18 protein-coding genes and 5 pseudogenes are annotated in these 21,772 nt (G+C 41.4%); 17 read left to right on the top strand and 6 right to left on the bottom strand.

All coding sequences use genetic code 11. From position 1 onward, the window contains the following. Window positions 1-144 (bottom strand): annotated as a pseudogene (locus EWV66_RS16900) (IS630 family transposase); the annotation flags it as partial. A 49-nt stretch (window positions 145-193) separates the two neighbouring features. Here EWV66_RS16900 and EWV66_RS16895 point away from each other — a divergent pair. The 5 genes and pseudogenes from EWV66_RS16895 to EWV66_RS16875 form a co-directional block, all read left to right on the top strand. Next, window positions 194-526: pseudogene (locus EWV66_RS16895) on the top strand (glycosyltransferase); the annotation flags it as partial. Between the two features lie 645 nt (window positions 527-1,171). Beyond that, on the top strand, window positions 1,172-1,570 hold the full coding sequence (gene dndE, locus EWV66_RS16890; RefSeq protein WP_002735106.1) for a DNA sulfur modification protein DndE: 399 nt from the start codon (window positions 1,172-1,174) through the stop codon (window positions 1,568-1,570). Between the two features lie 194 nt (window positions 1,571-1,764). Further along, a complete protein-coding gene (locus EWV66_RS16885; protein WP_287108040.1) occupies window positions 1,765-3,276 on the top strand; it encodes a cupin domain-containing protein in 1,512 nt (503 codons plus the stop codon). A 26-nt stretch (window positions 3,277-3,302) separates the two neighbouring features. Beyond that, a complete protein-coding gene (locus EWV66_RS16880; RefSeq protein ID WP_052277558.1) occupies window positions 3,303-4,064 on the top strand; it encodes a class I SAM-dependent methyltransferase in 762 nt (253 codons plus the stop codon). Beyond that, window positions 4,061-4,978 (top strand): TauD/TfdA family dioxygenase, encoded by a 918-nt coding sequence (locus EWV66_RS16875; RefSeq protein WP_287108042.1) that lies wholly within the window; start codon window positions 4,061-4,063, stop codon window positions 4,976-4,978. The genes EWV66_RS16880 and EWV66_RS16875 overlap by 4 nt, the downstream gene beginning before the upstream one ends. Window positions 4,979-5,072: 94 nt before the next feature. On the opposite strand, the gene EWV66_RS16870 is transcribed toward EWV66_RS16875, so the two are convergent. Then, the gene (locus EWV66_RS16870; RefSeq protein WP_052277556.1) at window positions 5,073-6,587 is read right to left on the bottom strand and encodes a SagB/ThcOx family dehydrogenase; all 1,515 of its coding nucleotides are present in this window, start codon (window positions 6,585-6,587) and stop codon (window positions 5,073-5,075) included. 247 nt (window positions 6,588-6,834) lie between these two features. Here EWV66_RS16870 and EWV66_RS24210 point away from each other — a divergent pair. Both EWV66_RS24210 and EWV66_RS16860 read left to right on the top strand, forming a co-directional pair. Next, a pseudogene (locus EWV66_RS24210) lies at window positions 6,835-7,180 on the top strand (type II toxin-antitoxin system RelE/ParE family toxin). Continuing rightward, window positions 7,167-7,529, top strand: a complete 363-nt coding sequence (locus EWV66_RS16860) for a hypothetical protein (protein WP_052277554.1) — start codon at window positions 7,167-7,169, stop codon at window positions 7,527-7,529. Before EWV66_RS24210 ends, EWV66_RS16860 begins: the two are co-directional and overlap by 14 nt. A gap of 208 nt (window positions 7,530-7,737) precedes the next feature. Here EWV66_RS16860 and EWV66_RS16855 read toward each other — a convergent pair. Continuing rightward, window positions 7,738-8,577: pseudogene (locus EWV66_RS16855) on the bottom strand (PEP-CTERM sorting domain-containing protein). Window positions 8,578-8,804: 227 nt separating this feature from the next. On the opposite strand from EWV66_RS16855, the gene EWV66_RS16850 reads away from it, so the two are divergent. The 4 genes from EWV66_RS16850 (at window position 8,805) to EWV66_RS16835 (ending at window position 10,587) form a co-directional block, all read left to right on the top strand. Beyond that, window positions 8,805-9,113 (top strand): hypothetical protein, encoded by a 309-nt coding sequence (locus EWV66_RS16850; protein WP_052277553.1) that lies wholly within the window; start codon window positions 8,805-8,807, stop codon window positions 9,111-9,113. Continuing rightward, window positions 9,110-9,379 carry a toxin-antitoxin system TumE family protein gene (locus EWV66_RS24470; protein ID WP_249264819.1) on the top strand — a complete coding sequence of 90 codons (270 nt, stop codon included), beginning with the start codon at window positions 9,110-9,112 and terminating at the stop codon, window positions 9,377-9,379. Before EWV66_RS16850 ends, EWV66_RS24470 begins: the two co-directional genes overlap by 4 nt. A gap of 20 nt (window positions 9,380-9,399) precedes the next feature. Next, window positions 9,400-9,576, top strand: a complete 177-nt coding sequence (locus EWV66_RS24465) for a toxin-antitoxin system TumE family protein (protein WP_369800478.1) — start codon at window positions 9,400-9,402, stop codon at window positions 9,574-9,576. A 195-nt stretch (window positions 9,577-9,771) separates the two neighbouring features. Next, window positions 9,772-10,587: a Uma2 family endonuclease gene (locus EWV66_RS16835; RefSeq protein WP_052277552.1), complete on the top strand. Its 816-nt coding sequence runs from the start codon at window positions 9,772-9,774 to the stop codon at window positions 10,585-10,587. A 56-nt stretch (window positions 10,588-10,643) separates the two neighbouring features. Here EWV66_RS16835 and EWV66_RS16830 read toward each other — a convergent pair. Beyond that, window positions 10,644-10,736 (bottom strand): annotated as a pseudogene (locus tag EWV66_RS16830) (PEP-CTERM sorting domain-containing protein); the annotation flags it as partial. 265 nt (window positions 10,737-11,001) lie between these two features. On the opposite strand from EWV66_RS16830, the gene EWV66_RS16825 reads away from it, so the two are divergent. From EWV66_RS16825 to EWV66_RS16800, 6 genes are all read left to right on the top strand, one after another. Continuing rightward, window positions 11,002-12,267, top strand: coding sequence for a flotillin family protein (locus tag EWV66_RS16825; protein ID WP_052277551.1), 1,266 nt, complete (start codon window positions 11,002-11,004; stop codon window positions 12,265-12,267). A gap of 366 nt (window positions 12,268-12,633) precedes the next feature. Next, complete coding sequence (locus EWV66_RS16820; protein ID WP_002790158.1) at window positions 12,634-13,011, top strand: phosphomannose isomerase type II C-terminal cupin domain; 378 nt, start codon at window positions 12,634-12,636, stop codon at window positions 13,009-13,011. Between the two features lie 48 nt (window positions 13,012-13,059). Then, entirely contained in the window at window positions 13,060-13,620 is a 561-nt protein-coding gene (cobU, locus tag EWV66_RS16815) for a bifunctional adenosylcobinamide kinase/adenosylcobinamide-phosphate guanylyltransferase (RefSeq protein WP_052277549.1), read from the top strand. A gap of 104 nt (window positions 13,621-13,724) precedes the next feature. Further along, window positions 13,725-14,315 (top strand): 3-isopropylmalate dehydratase small subunit, encoded by a 591-nt coding sequence (gene leuD / locus EWV66_RS16810; RefSeq protein ID WP_052277548.1) that lies wholly within the window; start codon window positions 13,725-13,727, stop codon window positions 14,313-14,315. Window positions 14,316-14,416: 101 nt separating this feature from the next. Next, complete coding sequence (locus tag EWV66_RS16805; protein ID WP_002737666.1) at window positions 14,417-14,593, top strand: hypothetical protein; 177 nt, start codon at window positions 14,417-14,419, stop codon at window positions 14,591-14,593. A 192-nt stretch (window positions 14,594-14,785) separates the two neighbouring features. Further along, window positions 14,786-16,858, top strand: coding sequence for an AAA family ATPase (locus EWV66_RS16800; protein ID WP_185237558.1), 2,073 nt, complete (start codon window positions 14,786-14,788; stop codon window positions 16,856-16,858). Between the two features lie 327 nt (window positions 16,859-17,185). Here the strand turns inward: EWV66_RS16800 and EWV66_RS16795 are convergent, their stop codons facing one another. Further along, window positions 17,186-19,423: an FUSC family protein gene (locus EWV66_RS16795; protein WP_052277546.1), complete on the bottom strand. Its 2,238-nt coding sequence runs from the start codon at window positions 19,421-19,423 to the stop codon at window positions 17,186-17,188. 125 nt (window positions 19,424-19,548) lie between these two features. Further along, entirely contained in the window at window positions 19,549-20,994 is a 1,446-nt protein-coding gene (locus EWV66_RS16790; protein WP_052277545.1) for an Ig-like domain-containing domain, read from the bottom strand. Window positions 20,995-21,772 lie beyond the last annotated feature (778 nt).

The following is a 21,772-nucleotide window of genomic DNA, read 5'->3' as shown; positions in this document are numbered from 1 at the left end:
CTCAGCTATTTCTCGTTGAGTTTTTCCGTCGTTCAGCAAGAGAAACATTAAAATTCTTTCCCTAACTTCTGCTCTTTCTTCTTCTTTAAGAGCTTTTTGTAAGTTTTTCTTTTCTTCTAAATCTAGGAAATCTTTAGCTGGCATAAGTAGGATTTTTCTAAAATTACTATTTCTATTTTAGGTGGTTTAAGTGCGTTTTAGCTTACCTTTACGGGTTTTCGGTCATATTTCCGATCTTCTCTACTGGCAAAATTTACAGGATAACTATAATTTCGATTTAGTCGATTATCGCGGTTTTTTGCCCACCGAGAGCCTTCAAAAAGAGTTAGGCGACTGTTTTGGCCTGTTGATGACCCCGCGCTGGGTTGAGGCTTTTGGTAACGGGGCTATTGAAGCTTTAGCCTGTGGTGTTCCCGTAGTTGCCTATCGTCGCGGTGGTCCGGTAGAAATTATCGAAGATGGAAAAACTGGTTTTTTAGTTGAACCCGATAGTATCGAGGGATTAGTTACAGGAATTAAAAATTTAGGCTCTTCGTTACTTGTTATGGTTCGATAGGGGGGCATAAATCGACTAAATCCTTATCTGGCAAGAGACTTAATTGATTAGTTCGCTCTAGATAAAAACAATTGACAAAAATCGCTAAATGCCTTTCTCTATAAGGGTTCCATCCCTTATAACCCCCGTCCATTGCATAACACAAACCGAAGAGCCGTTATCGAGTGATCGGGGGTAAAATTGGGTGCATCTCATTTTTGTAAATCTACTGAGTTGGTATTTTTAAAGGGAAACTATCTTCTAAAATTGGTCATCACTTCCGATTTTATCGCTCAATCCAAGCCTTTGGGGGGTTCTACCCCCCAAACCTCCCGTTGGGGTCGTGGCGCCGCCCCCAAACCCCGGAGCGCATTAGTTTTTCGGTGGGATGCTTACAGACAGCCGCTGATATATCTGTAATAATTTAAGAGTCACTGATAATTGCCGATTGCCGGTATTTCTGCAAATGTGAGATGGACTCATCAGTTATCATTTATCAGATGCGAGTTATCAGTTCACTGATTACTGTTTACTGAACACTGAAAAAAAGCTCCCCACTTTCCACTATCCTATTAAACAGGATTGAGAATGACTAACTATTTTCTCATCGGTCAGAGCGAGGTAAAATTATAGATTATGGAATCACCGATCGAACGTTTTCGACTATCTCAAACCGCCAAAGATAGCCTCATAAAATTAAAACGCTACACCAAAATTGACCAATGGAATATCCTCTGTCGTTGGGCTTTTTGTCGTTCCCTTGCTGAACCGAGTCTCCCCTCTCCCGTTCCCATTCCTGCCGATAGCAATGTAGAATTATCTTGGAAAGTATTCGGGGGAGAAATGGCCGATATTTTCTTAATTGCCCTCAAACAACGTTGTCATCAAGACGGATTAGGAACCGATAAAGAAACTCTAACTCAACAATTTCGCTTACATTTACATCGCGGGATCGGTTATCTTGCTGGGGATGCCAAGCTAAAAAAAATCGATAATTTAATCGAATTAGAGAGGGAAAATCTCAGAGAATCTTAAACAAGAACACTCTATCTTCCCCTCTGTGTTCTTTGTGCCTCTGTGGTTTATTCTTAATCCTTCTGGGATAACCCGCGGAAAACTGTCAGCCTGGCTATATTTAACCCAGGGTGAGCGCATCTCAAACGCTATCGACAATTGGCCAATTTTGTGATAGTATTTAAAAAGGGGCGGCTATCGAGGAATGAGAAAAAATGGAAAATTTAATCAAGGAAGCACTAAGCCATCGAGCAATTAATCACCCCTATTTACTTGCTTTAGAAAAAGGAGAATTTCAACATACTGATGAAGTTCTCAAAGACTTTGCCAGTCAATACGGAGCTTATAGTGACTGGTTTTCCCGTTATTTAACAGCAGTAATATCAAAGCTAGAAAATCCCACTCATCGAAATCACCTGCTCAAGAACTTAGCTGAAGAAAACGGACATCTACACGATCAAGATCTGGAAGCAATCCGTAAATTAGGTATTAAGGATGAGTGGGTACAGGAAATCCCTCACCCACAGTTATTCAATCGTTTTCAAGAAGCTATGGGAGTAGATAGCACGCAAACGCCTTGTGTTGAAGCAAAAATCTGGCGTGAATCATTCTTATCGCTGCTCCAGAATGGAAGTTCACTCCAAGCTATTGGAGCGATAGGTTTAGGGACTGAATCTGTTGTTAAATTTATCTACAAACACATTATTGAAGCGATCAAAAAACATACATCATTATCCTTGCAGCAATATGTATTTTTTCCTTTACATACAGAAGTGGAGGATGAACACAGCTTAACTTTAGTTGAGATTGCTAAAGAATTAGCCAGTGAAAGCGAACAGGCTGTTCTGGAATTACGGAAAGGAATGTTAAAAGCCTTAAATCTACGTGCTGCTTACTGGGACAATATGTATGAACGTGCGTCGGCGTTAGATAAATCTTTGACATCATCAGACCAACTCAAGATTGTTACGCTTTTCACTAAAATGATTAAAGGCAAAAAGCTGTCTAATCAGGAACAGGAACTTTTATTGCATCAAATCAATGACGTGCGTATTGGATTGACGGAAGACTTATCTACTGTTCCAGTGGAAAAACTACTACCCGGATTGAGTTCACTTTTGCTATACGGGATGCAAACGGAAAAGCACAAAGAAGAAGTTCTGAACCTGTTAAATTGGCTTGCAGATCCATCTAATGAATGCCAATGCTCTCAAACAATATTAAGGCTTGCATCACAACTTTACCATGATTTTCAAACAGTGCGACTGGGAGCATTGACCGAAAAAATCAATGAACAAAAAAGCTTGACTCATGTGCAAGAAGGTAAAGAGCTTATTTCAACAATCAGCGCCAGCAACTTAGAAGCCTTATACAACAATAAGGTTGATAAACTCAATATTGATTTTAACGTATTTCGCCTACCATTTGATCTAGAAGTTTTAGATCCACGCCTAGTTATAGTCAAGCCAGGAAAGGCGAATGAAATGCACAGACACGCACATGAAACCGTATTTGTATTTCTTCAGGGTCAAGGAAAAGTTATTGTTGATCAATACGAAAACGAAGTCGAACCGGGTACTTTTGCTGTTATTCCCCGTTGGTGTGTGCATCAATCTGTGAACTTAGGAGAAGAAGATCTGGTTTTTCTGGCGATAGCTGATTTTGGATTAACTGGTAAAAGTTTTATGGGTAATTACTTACACAGTGCTAGACTAAAACAAAATTAGTGCAAATTTTATCACGTTAGATAGGTATGAAAGCAACACAAGAAACCAAAAAACTTTACGACGAAAGCGCAGGAGACTGGAAACGAGTAGAACCGATTTTGCTTTCTGATTACTCCGCACGTCCCTTTGTCATTGATTTATGTGAACCGATTGTCAACAAGAATATATTAGATCTAGGCTGTGGGGAAGGTTATGTAGGAAGAGAGTTAATTAACCGAGGCGCTCAATCTGTTCATGGGATTGATATTTCATCGCAAATGATCGAGCAGGCCTTGATTCAAAAAAACGAGCATCAGATTACTAATGCTTCCTATGAAGCTGGTGATATTCGTGATTTTGCGGTCACTGAGTCCGAACAATACGATTTAGTTCTGGCTATGTTTCTGTTCAACTACTTAAATGTTTCAGAAACTATTAGCACGCTGCAGAAAGCCTACCAACTTTTGAAATTCGGTGGCTATTTCCTGTTCGCCGTCCCCCATCCCTCTTTACCTTTTCTGAAAAAAGATAAGTTTCCCTTTTATTTTAAACCGAAAGCTGGCTATTTTTCCGGACGCAATCAATTATTCCCCGGTGAGATTTGGCGCAGAGATAGAAAAGCCGTCGCCGTGCAATGTGTTCATAAAACTATGGAAGATTACTTCACATCTCTTCGTTTAGCAGCCTTCACAAAAATGCCAGAAGTTTATGAACTAAAAATTAATCAGAAACATTTAGAACTAGACCCAGAATTTTTTACTCCGCTTATTGACCTTCCCCTTCACGTTGCCTTCAAGATTCAAAAATGATTATACCAATTTCCGATCCTAATATTTCATTACTGATTTGGAAAAAATTGCCCGATCCTTCTCAACTATTTTTTCATTTACCCAAATCATTAGTCTTGGATTTACTAAAAAGAAGCAATCAGAGATGGCTTGACAAACCCAACGAAATAGGACGGGAAACAGTCAATAAAAATCTTGATTTTTTCCTACCGTTTCGTGAGAAATTGCTCCAGGAACCAGGAATAATTATTTTTCGATTAGATTCAGCATTAACAGAAACAGAAATGCGGTTAATTTATGCTTTTATTTCTCGCATTTTTGGACTGCTAAACCACCGCTATGGCTATTTTTTTGATGTAATCGATCGAGGAATGGATTACACTAAAGAAGCTATACCCGTTTCGATGACGAATGCAGAAACTGGCTATCATACCGATAGTACAGACAAAAACTACTTCCCTGATATTGTTGGCTTACTCTGTCTTGATGCTGCGGATGAGGGAGGAGATTCCCTAGTAGTAAACGCCGCCAATTTGTATCAATATTTCTGGCAAAACCATACAGACCTAGTTTCCTGTCTCTACGAACCTTTGGCGAGGGATGTGATTACACCGGGAGAGATTAATTCTCAAGAAGCTATTCAAAAGAATAATTTCCCCTTATTCTCAACAGATTCTCGGGGTCTGGTTTTTCGTTATATGCGGTACTGGATTGAAGTTGCTTACTCCAAACTAGAAATAGCGCAACCGGAAGCTATCACAAAAACACTTGACATAATCGACAACTTTTTTTCAGAACCGGAAAATACAGTCCGCTTCAAAATGAAAAAAGGTGATGTATTTTACGTTAATAATCGCTTTTTATGCCACAATAGAACCGCTTTTAAAAATTCAGGAAAACCTCGACAAATGGTGCGTAGTTGGATTAACCTTTAAACAAAATACGTCCCAGCGAGAAAGTGCATCTGTCAAGGTACAGATTACTATGACCTCAACCTCCTTGTCACCCCTTCAGTGGTTCAAACTCACCTTAAAAAACTTTTGGTCGGCCTAAAGTAGTGATATAGATAACCGCTTCATCGGAGGGAATTCCTAACACTTCATTAACTTGATCATCAAAAAAACCACCGATACCACTAACCCCTAACCCCAGATGAATAGCTGCTAAATTTAATCTCTGTCCCAAATGACCCGCATCTGCATGAAGATAACGATAGACTCGATCGCCGTATTTAGCCACTGCTTTTGACAGATCCGCCGTATGAAAAACCACAGCAGCCGCATCCCGTCCCAAATCCTGACCTAAACAGAGATAATGTAACTCTTGCCGGAAATTTTTAAAGCGAATTTGCCGCAATTCTTGAGCTTTAGGAGCATAATAATAACAGCCTTCCTCTAATCCAGTTACTGCCGAAACAGCGATAAAAGTTTCCAATAAGTCTAGATCAAAATAATCGGGATTGGGATCGAGATTTTGGTCGGCATAATCTTGGGGTTGATAGGTAAAATGCAGCAGCGCTCGCAATTCGTCTAAACTGAGACTAGCACCACTATAAGCGCGGGTAGATCTGCGTTTAAGCATCGTACTTTCCAGATCGATTAAATCTTCCCCCCAATTGACGGGACGGGATGTCACGGAAACTTTTAGACAAAAAGGAAAATTATATTTATCTTCCCAATTAGAGGGGGTAATATTTGCTTCTATCTTCTCATCTGTGGCTATGATAGTCGCTCGGTGTAGAGAGTTTAATAATTCCCCCTCGGCAATTTTGGGATAAAGAGTCGTGGTTGCCGAAGGGAGTGCCGTGGTACTAGGGGGGAGATTTTGTCGGATATTGAGCAGATCTGCCAAAGGAATCACCGTCATGACACTTTCTTTCTCGGAATCAAGATAAAGCAATTCATTCATCTGACTATCGTTAAAACCACCGATTAAATGAGCGCGATAGTCATTAATCGAGGCTGATAGCTCAATATTGCCCAATAAATGCCCTGTATCTAGGAAAATACGCCGATAAGCTCGATCTTCGTAGCGCCAAGCGGATCGATAAAAAATGGCACTGGTAACTAAAGCGATATCGGTATTTTCTAAAACAGGATTCCAGAAACAAGCAGATTGCAGGTTCGTCCAGACATCACTTTCCCAGAATAAAAGCAGCGAGTGACTTTGACCTTGATAACTGTAGAGACCGGCGGGTAAAAATTCCGTACCACGGGAGATCAGATAAACCTCGGCGGGGTATAATCCACCAGCAGAGGGTGCGGAACGCAGGTACAAGGGACTACCCATAGTGGCGATTTTGGCAGTTAAACCATAGCTACAGCCCAAAATTCGCGATATACGTCGCCAAAAGTCTCCTTTTTGGGGAACTGCTTGACGGGAGAGGTAGGGTTTGAGATCGAAAGTCTGACCGATTTTGTATTCTTTGAAGGGATAGGGTTGTTGACTCCAATCAAGACCTTTACTTTTTGAGGCGATCGTCTGGGGGTCGTATTTGGTCCGCTCGTGGTAGTATTGGGCGATCGAGATTGGCTGATCTGGCATGATAAAGATGGGCTGTCTAAGCTTTACTTTTTAGTTTGACATACTCCCACCCCTAGAAAACGGGTTTCTGAAAGAAACCCGTTTTCTAAATACTCCCCTCTCCCACCCCCCTGCTCTACGATGTCGGGTAGGGTTGATTCATGAATCAACCCTACCCTTGATAAGGGGGGTGGGGGGTTGGGGGTGAGGGTAATTAACCATATCTGCCATTACTTTAGAAAAATAGTATAACTGCTATAATTATCCCATAGCGGCTCAACCCAGAGAAATTCGACGTTATGTTACCAGTGACGGCAAAGTTCCCTTGGCCCAATGGCTCGATTCTTTGCGGGATATTAAGGCTAAAACTAAAATTGCTCAACGCCTAAACCGGGTTAATTTAGGTAACTTAGGGGATTATAAATCAGCTTTGAGCAGGAGTTTATGAACTACGAATAGACTATGGTTCTGGTTATCGCGTTTACTTTGGACAAATCGGAACAACGATTATCTTACTCCTGTGTGGAGGAGATAAAAAAACGCAAGCTAAAGACATTGAAATAGCCCAAAAATATTGGCAAGACTATAGGAGCCGAGAAAATGCCAGTCAGTGATAGTTATCATGATTCCCTGATCGAATCTCTTAAAGATTCCCATTATGCAGCAGTTTATCTGGAAACTCATCTCGAGGGAGATGAATATGAATTTGAATCAGAATTACTCAGACTCGCGTTCAATCACGTCCTAGAAGTCCTTGGCCCTCAAAATCTAACACCAGAACAAATCAAAATTCAGGCGCAGCAATTGGAAGAACTAATGCAAAAACCTGCACCTGAAGCCATGAATCAACTAACCTCCTGGCTTCAAGCTTTAGGATTGAAATTAACGATAATGATCGCTCCAAAAATGCCAGAAATAAATCATGAAAATGACGCTGTTAGTTCAATCAAGATTACAGGGTAGTTTGTAGGTTGGATTGAGCAATTTAATACTTAACCCAAGTTGCTAGAGCGTAGGGTGCGTGTTTGCGGCTATCAATTTGGTCAAAAAAACAAAATTAAAATTCGCCGTAACGCACCACCTCTGTCATCAGGGACGACTACTTCGTGCCAGGTATCAAAAACCCCTAAAAAAGAGAGAGGAAACCCGCGTCTCCTCTCCCTTGTAGGCATTATTTCCTCGCTTTGCGGACAGCACCTCCTAGCATTAAACCGCCCAGTGTGATATAACCAAGAAGGCTCGTGGGTTCGGGGACCGAAACGGGCGCGGGCGGGGTCGGTACAGTCAAGATGCTGGAGAGACCATACATTCGGAACACTTGAGAATAATCCCCATCCCCAGCATTTATCCAATTGCCATAAGTAGCACCACTATTTCCATAATTACTATTAGGGTAGAACGGGGAAACCCCACCCAAGGGGGAAGACTGCAATAAGTAGTCATGCAAAATTAATTACCTGCCCGATCGAGCTAAAACCCTTACGGGGCAATGATCGTCATGTGTAAATAATTTTGCCTAGGTACTTACTGCCCCTGAACCATCGGATAGGGAGCCAGTCCAAACATCACTAATGCTCGATAAATCATTAGGTGTTGTATAGATTGGTAAGTTGATCTGACCATCCCACAGATCTGCATTATTGTTGGCGATCAGGTTGCCATCAATGGCGTAGATGGGAACACCCGTACCCGTAGATGGATTAGTACCCGTATTATCACGGGCATCAACTGACGCGGTCGAACCGATCGCCTTCCAAGTGGTCGTCAGTCCAGCAGCATTCAGAGCAATTGCGAGAGCTGATGTTGGTGTTACATCATTAGTAACAAAGGTATTGTAGTCGTTGATGTCGGTGCTTGTTGCATTCCGTGTGCTGTCAGTCAAAAACACCAAACGATACTGAGCGCCGGGAGCCAGAGATGGGGGGACGACCACCAAAGCAGCTTGTGCTGCACTAGCCGTTACCAGAGTCGCCAGGGCAACTCCAGAGACAATTCCGAGTTGTAATTTCATCAAAAAGGGTTAATGGTAGATGATTTGAGTGCCTGACATTTAGATTTGGGTTAAGGGATAGGGCAACCCAAAACAATGACCAGCGAACCTAACAGTCAAGAGGATACACACTTCCCCCCCCACATTGTATTAAAAGCTACAATTTAATAAATATTTACATTCCTCTCCCCCAGGGCTGACGCTTGCTAGAATGAAATCCCGCTTGATTTGTGGTAATGAGACAGTTTATGTTAGATTTTCATCTATCTGTTCAGCCTGAAACGGAAAAACGCCTTAAAAAGATTTTAAACTCTATCAAAGATCAAGAAAAATTTGCCCAAAGCATTATTGATTATCAGATTGCCGAATTACAAAAAAGCAATTTGAATCTAAAATTAGATTTAGCAGCTCTGGAAAAACAATATCAAATGACATCCGCAGAATTTTATCAGCAATTTTCTTGCGGTATTTTAGGAGATGAATCGGATTTTATAGTTTGGTCTGGACTATATGAAATGCTTCTTCAAAACGAGGCTAATCTCCAAGAATTAAAATGATTGAGGCCTATTTCTTGCAAATCGAACAAACCATTCGAGAATTTCCAAATGTGAGATATTTATCACTGACCAAGAAAATTTATAACGCAAGTCAAGGTTATATTAATGGTTCAATTATTTTTGAGAATAATCATCGCTTAGACTTTATTGAAGTAAAAAATACTGACACAAAACCAAAGATCAAATATCGCTATCATTACATGAACGAATCTCAAACTATGATCTTCCGTTATGATAAGCTTAGACGCACTTACATTGCACTTTAATATCCTGGAACGCCTTGTAGATAGGGATACGAGTAGGAAACTTAAATGCGTCTAAGCTTAATGCACCCCATCATGTTGAGATTGCCACTTTCCCCCATCATAAACACGAGGTTGATGACATCAAAGAAAGCCTTGAGCCAAGTCTTGAGGAAGTGCTTTTAGAAATTGCAGAAAAACAACGAAATATAAAACCGTAATTTTCCGTTAGAATTAGCAGTTTATTGTAGGTTGGGTTGACGCAAGGAAACCCAACAAAGAGTAACGAGAGAGTCAAAATAGCGATCACCGATTCAGACAGATTTGGCGATTGGGTGTTGGGTTTCTACAGTAATCACAGTTACAATGTTTGAGAGGTCTGAGTGGTAACTGATAACTGATAACTGATAACTGAAATGACTACACCTAGCTTCACCATTCCCCAATCTGACCCTCCCCTTTCCTCCCGGCAATCCTTGCCGACGATGTACGATTTACCTAGTGACAATCCACTGGAACCCGGTTTGCCTGACGAATTTCACCTATTACAACCTCAGTTATTACTGCTGACTTTCCAGCCTCCCAACTGGGAACCAGACCTAGTTTTTAGTGCCGCTGACCTCAACCTTTACTACAATGTCAGACACCCCCAATGGTACAAGCGTCCCGATTGGTTTGGGGTGGTTGGTGTTCCTCGCCTCTACGATGGCCATGACCTGCGCTTAAGTTATGTGATTTGGCAGGAAGGGGTTTCCCCTGCGATTGTGGTGGAATTATTGTCTCCAGGTACGGAAAATCAAGATTTAGGAGAAGAACTACGCCAACCAGAAGAACCGCCAACTAAGTGGACAGTTTATGAACAGATTTTGCAGGTTCCCTACTATGTAGTTTTTAGCCGCTATACTAACCAACTTCAAGCGTTTGAACTGGTAGATGGTCATTACCAACCCGTGACTTTAGTGGAGGGACGCTTACCGATTCCTCCACTAGAATTGAGCTTAGGTTTGTGGCAAGGTTCCTATCGGGGAATTGAGCGGCTATGGTTACGCTGGTTGACGCTGGAGGGAGAGTTGATTCCCCTTGCCGATGAGGAGTTAATTGCGGCTAAACAAGAGGCTTCTGCGGCTAAACAAGAGGCTTCTGCGGCTAAACAAGAGGCTTCTGCGGCTAAACAACGAGCAGAACAACTAGCGGCACGATTGCGGGAATTAGGGATAGATCCTGAAACCTGAAGCTAAAACCCCCCCAAAAAAGAGAGAGGAAACCCGCGCCTCCTCTCTCTGGGACATTATTTTCTCGCTTTGCGGACAGCACCCCCTAGTAGCATTAAACCGCCCAGTGTGATATAACCAAGAACACCCGTGGGTTCGGGGACACCCACAGCAGAAGAAGCGACGGTGAACAAATGCCGAGAGATTTTTTGAGATTATTCATACATCGAATAATTTGCTCTACGAATAAAGTTATGTGTAGATTTTAGAAGCAATTTGATTGAAGTCAAGATAAAACTAGGGGATTTTACTCTATCATTGCTTATTTTAATTTTCGATGTACCTACACCCTACTAGACTACTGGTCTGTCAAAGTTGGAAATTGACGGATACAATTTAGTTAATTTGATCCGAGCATCGACCGTAATAAAATCTATGGAAATTATCGCTGTTTTACTGGGAGTTTTCGGTTTAGGGACAGGTGCGGGTTTATTAGTCATCCGTAACTATTACCACATCTGTCAACCGAGTGAAGTCTTAATTTTTGCCGGCAGTCGTCGTCCCACGGCCACGGGCAAAACCATCGGTTATCGTTTGGTAAAAGGGGGCAGCAGTATTCGTTTACCTATGCTAGAACAAGTGTATCGAATGGACCTGACCAACATGATCATCGATCTCAGGGTGGTTAATGCCTATTCTAAGGGCGGTGTGCCGTTGATCGTCACTGGGGTGGCGAATATTAAAATTGCCGGGGAAGAACCGATTATTCATAATGCGATCGAGCGTTTATTGGGCAAGAAACGCAAGGAAATTGAACAATTGGCTAAAGAAACCCTAGAGGGCAATTTGCGCGGTGTCTTGGCGAATTTAACCCCAGAACAAGCGAACTCCGATCAGATTGCTTTCGCTAAAAGTCTCCTAGAAGAAGCGGAACAGGATCTGGAAAAATTGGGTTTAGTTTTGGATAGTTTGCAGATCCAGAATATTTCCGATGAGGTGCGTTATCTGGATTCGATCGGACGGAAGCAAAAAGCCGAATTACAGAGAGATGCCCGGATAGCAGAAGCAAAAGCCCGAAAAACATCGATTATCAAGGATTCCGAGAATCTACGCCTAACCGCTTTGCGTCGTATCCAAAAAGATTTAGAAATAGCCAAAGCTGACGCAGAAAAACGGGTGCGCGACACTCAAACTAAGCGCGGCGCCATGATTGCCGAGGTAGAATCGGTGGTTATGTCCGATTTAGCTAAAGTACAGGCAGAAGTGGCGGTACAAACTGCCCGAATTAAGCAGGTGAAACAGCAATTACAAGCAGATGTGATCGCCCCGGCGGCAGCGGAATGTCAACAAGCGATCGCAAAAGCCCGGGGGGAAGCAGCCAAAATTATCGAACAGGGGAAAGCGCAAGCGGAAGGAACCAAAAAATTAGCGGCCTCTTGGCAAGGAGCGGGAAATAACGCTAAAAACATCTTTTTATACCAAAAATTGGAGTTATTGCTGAAATTAATGGCCGCCAGTGTACCAGAATTGCAGGTACAAACGGTGACGGTAGTGGACGGTGGTGATAGTAATCTTGTCCCCAAAATGACTGCCTTTGCTGAACAATTGCGTCAAGCTACTGGAGTCGATCTGGTACAAATGGCTAATCGCCTAGCACAAACCGAGCCATCTGTCAAGAGTTCAGTGATCAGTGATCAGTGATCAGTTATCAGTTTTGAGTTTTAAGTTTTAAGTGAGCAGTGTGTATTAAGTGATCATCATCAAATGGCAGTTTACTGCTGTCTTTTTACTGTTCACTGATTACTGTTCACTGATTACTGTTCACTGTTCACTGATAACTGATTACTGTTCACTGATAACTGATTACTGTTCACTGATCACTGATTACTGTTCACTGATAACTGATTACTGTTCACTGATCACTGATTACTGTTCACTGTTCACTGATAACTGATTACTGTTCACTGATAACTGATTACTGTTCACTGTTCACTGATTACTGTTCACTGATAACTGATTACTGATTATTGTCCACTAGAATGTTAATCAAGTTTGGAGACCACCACCATGGATGACTTAATTAATGATCCCTCCCCTTATCCCCAAGACATAGAAATGACGCGGACTCCCCCCTGGGGAACAGTGACGGTATTGGAGGAAGGTCCCCGGTATCGCATCAATCGCATTGTCATTAAACCCGGCCATCACATGAGTACCCAAATGCACTACCATCGCAGTGAACACTGGATTGTCGTCTCCGGCACAGCGCGGGTAATCTGTGATGAAAAAGAAACTCTCCTCAAACAAAAAGAATCTACATACGTTCCCATGAATACCCGTCATCGGGTGGAAAACCCCGGTTCTATTCCTCTGGTGATGATCGAGGTACAAAATGGCGAATATTTAGGAGATGATGATATTCACCGTTTGGATGATGCAGAATAGGACAGTTTTCTCCCCTATATACTTTAGTTATTTGCCAAAATCTCGATCGTGGATGAAAAAATTATCCTAGTTACAGGGGCTGCCCGTTCTGGAAAAAGTGAATGGGCCGAATATTTAGCCAAAATCAGCCAAAAACCCGTTATTTATATCGCCACCTCCTCGGTGGATGAAAAAGATCAAGAATGGTGCGATCGCATTGAAAGACACCGGCAGCGACGTTCCCCCCAATGGCAAACCCAAGAAATTCCCCGACAATTAAGCGAAACTATTGATAATAGCCCATTTTCTCACTGTTTATTGATCGATTCTCTCGGTACTTGGGTAGCCAATTGTTTAGAAATGTCGGCAGCTGAATGGTTAGAAATCAGCGATCGATTCTTGTATTCCCTCAAAAATGCGGCGGTTGATGTTATTCTGGTAGCGGAAGAAACCGGTTGGGGTGTGGTTCCCGCTTATCCCCTCGGTCGTCTGTTTCGCGATCGTTTAGGCGATCTCTGTCGTAGAATTGGCACAATAGCAGACGCAGTTTATCTAGTTACCGGCGGCCATGCTCTTAATTTAAGTCAATTGGGTCAGTCTTTGTCGATAATTGGGCAGCAGAGAAGATGAGCAACGATTATCGCCGAGAAATCGAGAAAAATGCCACCGATCAGGGAGTATGGCAAGATGCAACCACTTTTTTTGTCACTGCTAGTAAAAGTTAGAAAAAGATCATGAGTCAAGTTAAAACCATCTCCGGACGAGCTTTACCCTTGCGAGGCAACGATATTGACACCGATCGCATTATTCCGGCTCGTTTTTTGCGTTGTATCACCTTTGAAGGTTTAGGAGAACAAGTGTTCGCCGATGATCGAGCCGCTTTACAGGGGAGTCATCCTTTCGATCTACCCCAGTACCAAGGGGCGAAAATTTTGGTAGTTAATGGTAATTTTGGTTGTGGCTCTTCTCGGGAACACGCACCGCAAGCGATTTTACGTTGGGGAATTCAAGCAATTATCGGGGAAAGTTTCGCCGAAATATTTTTTGGCAATTGTATCGCTAATGGGGTTCCCTGTGTCACTGCTGAGGCAAAAACCATCACCCATTTACAGGATTTAATTGCAGCTAATCCCGAAATTCCCGTCGATCTTTCCTTGACAACCATGACAGTAGAATGGGGGGATTTTGTCGCTACCGTCTCTATGAATGAAGGTTCCCGACAGATGTTAATAGAAGGGGGTTGGGATACCTGCGGACAGCTTTTACAAAATCTCGATCTGATTGAATCTACCGCACAAAAGTTACCCTATTTAAGTTTCGTTTAGAGAAACAATCTAGGGTGAGGGTGCGTTAGTAGTAGATTAACGTACCCTGGCAGGGATTTTGTTGGAAATGCCGCGGCTGTAAATATTAAAAAATCTGCCCTATGACTAATCCTGATAATAATCTCCAAAATATCCAAGAACCGATTTTAAACGCTCCCGAAGATGTGCGAAAAATCATCGATCGAGTTTTAAAATTGGAAAGAGATAAGTTATACCAGCGCAATCCTCGCAATATCAATGATGATGTTTTAACGATTATTAAAGAAGTAATCCAATAATTAGCTTTTAGCTATCAGGAGTCAGGAGATAGGGTGATAGGGTTTTGGGGTGATAGGGTGATAGGGATTTAGGGGTTTAGGGAAATTTCATCCAAATGCTCCACTTCCCACTTCCCCATCCCCCCACTTCCCCACTTCCCCACTTCCCCACTTCCCACTCCCCCACTTCCCCATCATCCCCTTTATATAAATATGAAACTACTATCAATAAAGTTATGTAATTTTCGACAATTTTATGGTAAGACTCCTGAGATACATTTAGCGGCAAGTTCTCGCAATACAACGGTAATTTATGGCAATAATGGGGCGGGAAAAACAACCATTTTAAATGCTTGTACTTGGGTTCTTTATGAAAAATTTACAGCAGCTTTTGCCGAACCAGAGTTATTAGTTAATAAACGGGCAATTACGGAAGTAAGTACGGGAACTTCCATAGAATGTTCCGCAGAAGTAAACTTTGAACATGAAAATAAACGCTATCAGGTAAAACGAAAATTTTTCGCCTATCAAGATGTAAATAGTAAAATTAAATACGGTTCAAATAGTTTATATATGCTCTACGCTGGTGATGATGGCAATTGGTACACACCCAATCAACCAGCGGAGGATATTATTAATCAAATTTTACCGGAAAGTTTACACCGTTATTTCTTTTTTGATGGGGAATATATTGATCATCAATTCCGCAGTAGTAGTCAAGGTAAAATCGCCGAAGATACAAAAGAATTATTGGGAGTTAAAGTATTAGATCGAGCGATCGAGCATTTAAAAAAAGCTAAGAAATCTTTACAAGATGAGCTTAAAGATTTAGGGGAATCGGATTTAAAAAAGTTATTAAAACAGGAAAGTAAAATTGAGCAGGATTTCGAGAAATTAAAACAGCGTCAGCAAGATATTATTAGCCAGTTATCCCAGCAAGAAGAATTAAAAAAAGCCGTGACTAATCGCTTACTAGAGTTAAGTGGTGCCGAGGAATTAAAACAGTTAAAAGAAAAATTAGAACAACAGGAAAGAAATCTGCGGCAAGATTTAGTCAGAACTAAGGATAAGTTAAAGAAATTAATTTCTCAGCAAGCTTATCAAGTCTTTTTAAAAGGAATTAATCAAAATTTTCAGCAATTAATCGATCGCCTACGACAACAAGGGGAATTACCCAGTGGTATCAAACAGCAATTTGTCCAACAATTATTAGATCGGAAAAAATGTATTTGTGGTCAGGAATTACAGGAAAATAGCCAAGCTTATTTACAGGTACAAGATTGGATGAATAAAGCAGGAATGGCCGATGTAGAAGAAGCGGCCATTCGCTTATCTTCCACAGTCAAAGAAATGGATAAAAAAGTCTTAGATTTTTGGCAAGAAGTGGATAATTATCAAGCTAATATTCACCAATGGCGCTTAGAATTATCTTTAGTAGAATCAGAATTAGATGAAGTGCGGGATAAATTTCGCCATTATCCCGATGAAGATATTAAAAATCTGCAATCTCGCTTAGATGCGATCGAGGATTCCCTAAAAGATTTACGCTTGGAACAGGGCAGCAATAAAAATCAACTAGATATCTATGAAAAAGAGTTAGAATCCCTGCAAAAACAGGTACAGAAACAGCAACAAAAAGAGCAAAAATATAATTTAGGACAACGACGTATTTTAGCGACTCAAGAGGCAATTAATCGCATTAGTGAGGTAAGACAGAGATTAGAAAATCAGTTTCGTTTGTCCTTAGAAAAACGGGTACAGGAAATCTTTAACTCAATTTCTTTTACTCCCTATATTCCCCGTATTAGTCCCGATTACGAGGTAAGATTATTAGAAAATACCACAGGATTCGCGATTCCCGTGGCAGCTTCCACCGGAGAAAATCAGATTCTCAGTTTATCTTTTATCGGGGGAATTATCGATCGAGTGCGCGAATGGAGTCAGAAAAATACTTTGATGGGAATTGATAGCAGCACTTTTCCTCTGGTGATGGATTCCCCTTTTGGTAGTCTTGATCATATCTATCGTCGGCAAGTTGCGATCGCTATTCCTAAATTAGCCAATCAGTTAGTTGTTTTAGTGACAAAAACTCAATGGAGAGGAGAAGTAGAAACCGAGATTTCTCCCTATATTGGTAAAGAATATGTGTTAGTTTATAATTCTCCGAAAGCAGATTGTCAAGAGGACTTAATTAATCTTCATGGTGTTGATTATTCTCTGGTGAAACGCAGTCCTAATAATTTTGAATATACGGAAATTATCGAAGTTAATCGATTTCCCTCCTGACTGCTAAATCGGTGCATCTCACCTTTGCACAAATACAGACAACCAGCAATTATCAGTGACTCTTAAATTGGTACAAAAATATGAACAATCGCGTGTAAGCATCTCACCGAAAAACTAATGCGCTCCAGGGTTTGGGTAGGGTTGATTCATGAATCAACCCTACTCTGAATCAACCCTAGGGGTTTGGGAGGTAGAACCCACCAAAAGCTTGGATTGAGTGATAAAATCGGAAGTAATGACCAATTTTAGAAGACAGTTTCCCTTTAAAAATACCCAACTCAGTAGATTTACAAAAATCAGATACACCCTGGTTATAATAACTAAATTTTAACTTCTAATAAAACGATCAATTGCTGTGTTCATTACCCCAACACGATTGGATAATTCCACAAGTTCCGTGGTGACAATATTATAATCCCCTAAATATTTTTGGAGATTAGTTCCCTCTTTTTGATGGCCAATTTCCACTAACCTTTCCTCTCGCAATTCTTGCAAATGATCGAGGATATTTTCTAAAGTATCTTCGAGGGAAGGTAAGGGAGAAGGAGGATTATTTGCTTGCAAAGCTTGGGTTAATTGCGTCAAAGCTTGGGTTATTTGTTGCGTAAACAGACTTAGATTAGGATGGGGAGGACTACCGCGATATTGTTCCAATTCCGTCAATAAAACTGTCACTCCGCGACCAAAACGAGGAATATAATTACTTAAAGTTATTGCTGGTTCCATTTGTGGAAAAGGCGTGCTAGGATCATCAATTAATCTTTGTAGGGCCGTTTGCATAGTTGTATTTGCTCGTCGAGCTTTATTGCGATGGGAAGATAAAATTGCAGTTTGATAGGATGATTCTCCTAAATAAACTGCCATAACTGACTGAAAATATACTTGATTAGCTTCTAATGCTTTAATGGCAGCTCTGGAAAAACGTTCATCTTCATTAAACCGTAAAAAACCGAAGGAAAGTGCAAAAGCTAAAGCACTACCGATTAAAGTATAAACTATTCTGATATACTCTAAATTAATCCCGTCATTGCTGGTATCGAGACGACTGATAATTAAAGCAAAAATTGTGATAAAAAATACGGCTAAACTATAGTGAAACCGCACCAAAGTTAAAGCGATCGCTATAGAAATAACCCCAATAACTTCTAACCAGAGCGGATTATCTATAATTCGCAACAGTGCCAAAACAAAAAACGAGCCTAAAATCGTGCCAAACACCCGATTAAAAAAGCGTTGAAAAGTCAAGCTAAAATCTGGTTTTAACACAATAACTAAGGTTAAACCAATCCAAAAACTATGGGTAATTCCTAGCTTATTGTAAATCAAAACTCCTAGCGCACTTCCCAAACCCAAGCGTAAACCATGACGAAATAGGGGCGATTCTAGATTAAAATTAGATTTTAATGGTTCCCACCAAGCTTTTTCTTGACCGTACTCTTTTTCTATCCCTTCAAAGTTCCGCTGCCAGGGATTCTTTTTATCTGAAAATTCCTCGCTTTGCCGCAAATGTTGCGCTGTTTCACTGGCTATTTTTAGCTGTTTAAATAATTTTTTTAAACGATTATTTAATTGGGAAATTGCCACATAACTGCTATAATCGTCCTGAGCATTTTCTAAAACTTTAGCTTGCAGGTTTTTTTGTTGCTCGATCGCCTTGAGTAATAGCTGCAAGCGCTCACAATCCGGTTGTTTATTTCTACCCAAAATTAACCCAGCAATATCTTCGCTAATTTCCGCCACTTGCACGAGAATATCTTCTAATAAAATACCCACCGTGGTCAGTTGTGGCAAGGGATGAAGATGAAGCAATTCTCGCAGCGCAATTAAGCTGGTATTAATGCGATCGCTATCTTCAATCAAGACGATTAACAATTCCCGCAGCTCATTCTTTCCCCAACGTCCCCGACGCGTCAAGGTGACAGTTTTCCTCGAACGGAGCAACAGTTGGCGAATTTGGTCAAAATATGGCTCCTCATGAGCATTAGAACGAGAGTGTAAAGGCAAAGAACGGAGATAGGTGGCGATACCCTGAAAATTTTCCGCCGTTACCTGACGTAAAGGCTGATTAGGACGAAAAGGCCAGATAAACAGGGCCAAAAAAATTGTCCATCCCCCTCCCAAAACAGCGATTCCGGCCCGTTGTAAAGCGACGACCATATCTCCCGATGGCAAAGAAACGGCCAAAAGCAGCAATAAACTGATTACTACCCCAGCTAACGCCCCATTTTCCCCGTAAACCGTCAAATAACCCGCTAGAAACAACCCACAAAAAACTATCACTACGGTCAATCCTAGCCAAGCACTGGCTAATGTGCCGATAATCAAAGCTAGAGCCATCCCGATAGTCGTAGCGACTAGGGTTTTCGCTCTCAGGCAGTAAAGTCCCCCCACATCAGCTAAAATCAAGGTTTGAGCCGCTAAACCGACCATTAACCCCACTTCTGACCGATCTAAAATATCACCAATAATAATCGGCACTGTGATGGCTAATAAAGTCCGAATCCCCCGCTCGATCTCGATATCGCCACTAGGACGCAATAAAAAAGCAAATCGCTGAAGTAGCATATAGCACTTATCTTAATGGTGAGGTATGAGGTTTTCGTTTTCGGGAGTCAGCATTCTCCGAGTCACCTGATTAGGGAAAGATTTCTCTCCTGTCTCCTGACTCCTAACTCCTTAATTCTGCTGTATTAGGGCAGCCAACGGGGTTTAAAACCAGCGTTGAGTTCTTGAGGTAAAATTTTCGGGATGCTATTGGGACTGAATTGATCAGGAAGCGGTAATAACCAGAGACGACCATCGGCAATGCTCGACCCCTCCCCAGTGACTAAATCATTTCCGACTCCAAAGGGTATGGTTGCTAACTGATCAAATAATAAAGCCACGCCATCGGGAGACATACTCATCTGCACGTCACGATAATTAGGTAAGGCGAGCAGGGGGATCATTTTACCCGTTTTTAGCTCAATAATCGCTAAAAATGGTTCTTCTTTCACCTTGCCATCGCTGCCCATAACCAGATCGCTTTTCAGACAGTAAAGGGTTTTTTCTTGTCGCGGTTCAAATTCACAGCTAATAATCGGATTAGCTGTTCTTAATAGTAGTCTTGACTCTCCCCGATCGTTGAGCAGAAATAGCGATCGCTGATTATCCGGTTCTGATTTCACCATTAATTTTTGGCGACCATCCCGGGAAAAAGCGAGGATTTTGTCATAGGTGGGCAAAAATTGCGGTTTTCCCCCTTGTACATCCAAAGGAATCACCGCTACCCCTCCCGTTTGACTGACAACCGCTTTTTTACCGTCGGGAGATAGTAAAAAATTATCCCCTTGCATTCCTAACGGTCGCGATTGTCGATCATCGCTGATTACCCATAAACTGGCATCCCCCGGATTCCCATGATTAATTCTCTGCACGATTAGGGTTTTGCCGTTATCTGAGAGATTAAAACGCAGATTTTGATAGGTTTTCGCATCTAAAAACCTTTCTATACGACCACTGGGCAAATTTTGACTATTTTCGTCATGATTTAAACCCGTGGTAATTGTGTAAAGTTGCTGTTTTGGGGTATCTCGTCCTAAGTCAGAGCGATCGAAGGCCGAGAATAAAATTCTATCCCCCCTCGGATAGATTTGAAAATCCGTGACCACCAGATCCCCAGGGGTAAGGATGGTTTTTTTCAGTTCTGTGACGTTATTTGGCCCCTGAATGATATTACAGACGATTAAACGGCCTCTTTCCTCTTGGTTGACCCCAATATAGGCAAAAGCTCGATCGTGGCTGTAAAATTCGCCGATAAAGTCCTCACCTTGAGCAATAGGTAACTTTACTTGATATTTTTTGCCGTAGATGGGCAATTCTGTCAAAGTATAGGTCAAGCGATCTCCGGCCCAGCTAATTTTACCCGGTAAGGGAGGATTGATCACCAAGCTGGTTTCTATGTCTGAACGGTCAATCGGCCGATTAAAACTTAAAGTAAAATAATTGTCCCTAACGCCGATTTTTCGCCCTTGCCAGCTAAAATTCTCCCCTCGGGTCGGGACTTGATTTCCCTGGATCAAAATCGACGATATCGCCGCAATTAAAGCCAAAATAGTCGCTAACACTAAGCGATCGAACCAAGCTAATCTTTTCATCAGTTATCAGTTATCAGTTATCAGTTATCAGTAGTCGGTCGTCAGGAGATTGCTTTTATTTATTCTCCCATCTCCCCCCTCTACAATAATTACTCGCAACCAGAAACACCTTTGGTGCATATCATACTTTGTGCTTTTTGTCAAAAAAACTTTTTTTTTGCAACAAAACTACATAAAAAAAAGATCATCGTTGTGGGTGAAATTGACTGATTTACCCGTTTTAATTAGGATCACCTTCTAGGTTTGACAAGGGTTTCAACCATTGCTGGCCAAAAAAGCACAAAACAACCCATTATGAAATTCTATCAAATCGCTGTAACCAGCATAACATCGTTGTTAAATAAAAATATTTCTCAATTAATTCTTAAGAATTTATAAATATTGCGGAATGTTAATTTAAATATTCTCAAGTTTTTACGGTCAATAAATAATTTTTACTTATCTTTGTCCAAAATTGGGTTAGAAGTCAGGAGTCAGGAGTCAGGAGTCAGCAGATAGGAGTCGGGAGATAGGAGTCAGTAGTCAGTAGTCAGGAGTCGGGAGTCGGGAGATAGGAGTCAGTAGTCAGTAGTCAGGAGATAGGAGTCAGGAGTCGGGAGATTATTTTATTTATTCTCCCCACACCCTACACCCTACACCCCACACCCCACACCCTACACCCTGACTGACGGACACAAGTGGGTCAAAACCTGACAAGACAAGGGTTGCCAAAAAGAAAAATATCTGGGTAGATAGGGAAAAAGCAAGAATCCCTACAAGATGAAAACCGAGAACAGAA

The organism is Microcystis sp. M_OC_Ca_00000000_C217Col, from assembly GCF_007095585.1.
GTDB classification, from domain to species: domain Bacteria; phylum Cyanobacteriota; class Cyanobacteriia; order Cyanobacteriales; family Microcystaceae; genus Microcystis; species Microcystis panniformis.
Note: the sequence above shows the minus strand (reverse complement) of the source record. Positions and strands in the feature narration are given on the sequence as shown.

What these genes read in the sequence shown, in the direction of transcription:
- dndE (WP_002735106.1), top strand. Translation starts at nt 1,172, where the DNA reads ATGGAATCACCGATCGAACGTTTTCGACTATCTCAAACCGCCAAAGAT.
- EWV66_RS16885 (WP_287108040.1), top strand. Translation starts at nt 1,765, where the DNA reads ATGGAAAATTTAATCAAGGAAGCACTAAGCCATCGAGCAATTAATCAC.
- EWV66_RS16880 (WP_052277558.1), top strand. Translation starts at nt 3,303, where the DNA reads ATGAAAGCAACACAAGAAACCAAAAAACTTTACGACGAAAGCGCAGGA.
- EWV66_RS16875 (WP_287108042.1), top strand. Translation starts at nt 4,061, where the DNA reads ATGATTATACCAATTTCCGATCCTAATATTTCATTACTGATTTGGAAA.
- EWV66_RS16870 (WP_052277556.1), bottom strand. Translation starts at nt 6,587, where the DNA reads ATGCCAGATCAGCCAATCTCGATCGCCCAATACTACCACGAGCGGACC.
- EWV66_RS16860 (WP_052277554.1), top strand. Translation starts at nt 7,167, where the DNA reads ATGCCAGTCAGTGATAGTTATCATGATTCCCTGATCGAATCTCTTAAA.
- EWV66_RS16850 (WP_052277553.1), top strand. Translation starts at nt 8,805, where the DNA reads ATGTTAGATTTTCATCTATCTGTTCAGCCTGAAACGGAAAAACGCCTT.
- EWV66_RS24470 (WP_249264819.1), top strand. Translation starts at nt 9,110, where the DNA reads ATGATTGAGGCCTATTTCTTGCAAATCGAACAAACCATTCGAGAATTT.
- EWV66_RS16835 (WP_052277552.1), top strand. Translation starts at nt 9,772, where the DNA reads ATGACTACACCTAGCTTCACCATTCCCCAATCTGACCCTCCCCTTTCC.
- EWV66_RS16825 (WP_052277551.1), top strand. Translation starts at nt 11,002, where the DNA reads ATGGAAATTATCGCTGTTTTACTGGGAGTTTTCGGTTTAGGGACAGGT.
- EWV66_RS16820 (WP_002790158.1), top strand. Translation starts at nt 12,634, where the DNA reads ATGGATGACTTAATTAATGATCCCTCCCCTTATCCCCAAGACATAGAA.
- leuD (WP_052277548.1), top strand. Translation starts at nt 13,725, where the DNA reads ATGAGTCAAGTTAAAACCATCTCCGGACGAGCTTTACCCTTGCGAGGC.
- EWV66_RS16805 (WP_002737666.1), top strand. Translation starts at nt 14,417, where the DNA reads ATGACTAATCCTGATAATAATCTCCAAAATATCCAAGAACCGATTTTA.
- EWV66_RS16800 (WP_185237558.1), top strand. Translation starts at nt 14,786, where the DNA reads ATGAAACTACTATCAATAAAGTTATGTAATTTTCGACAATTTTATGGT.
- EWV66_RS16795 (WP_052277546.1), bottom strand. Translation starts at nt 19,423, where the DNA reads ATGCTACTTCAGCGATTTGCTTTTTTATTGCGTCCTAGTGGCGATATC.
- EWV66_RS16790 (WP_052277545.1), bottom strand. Translation starts at nt 20,994, where the DNA reads ATGAAAAGATTAGCTTGGTTCGATCGCTTAGTGTTAGCGACTATTTTG.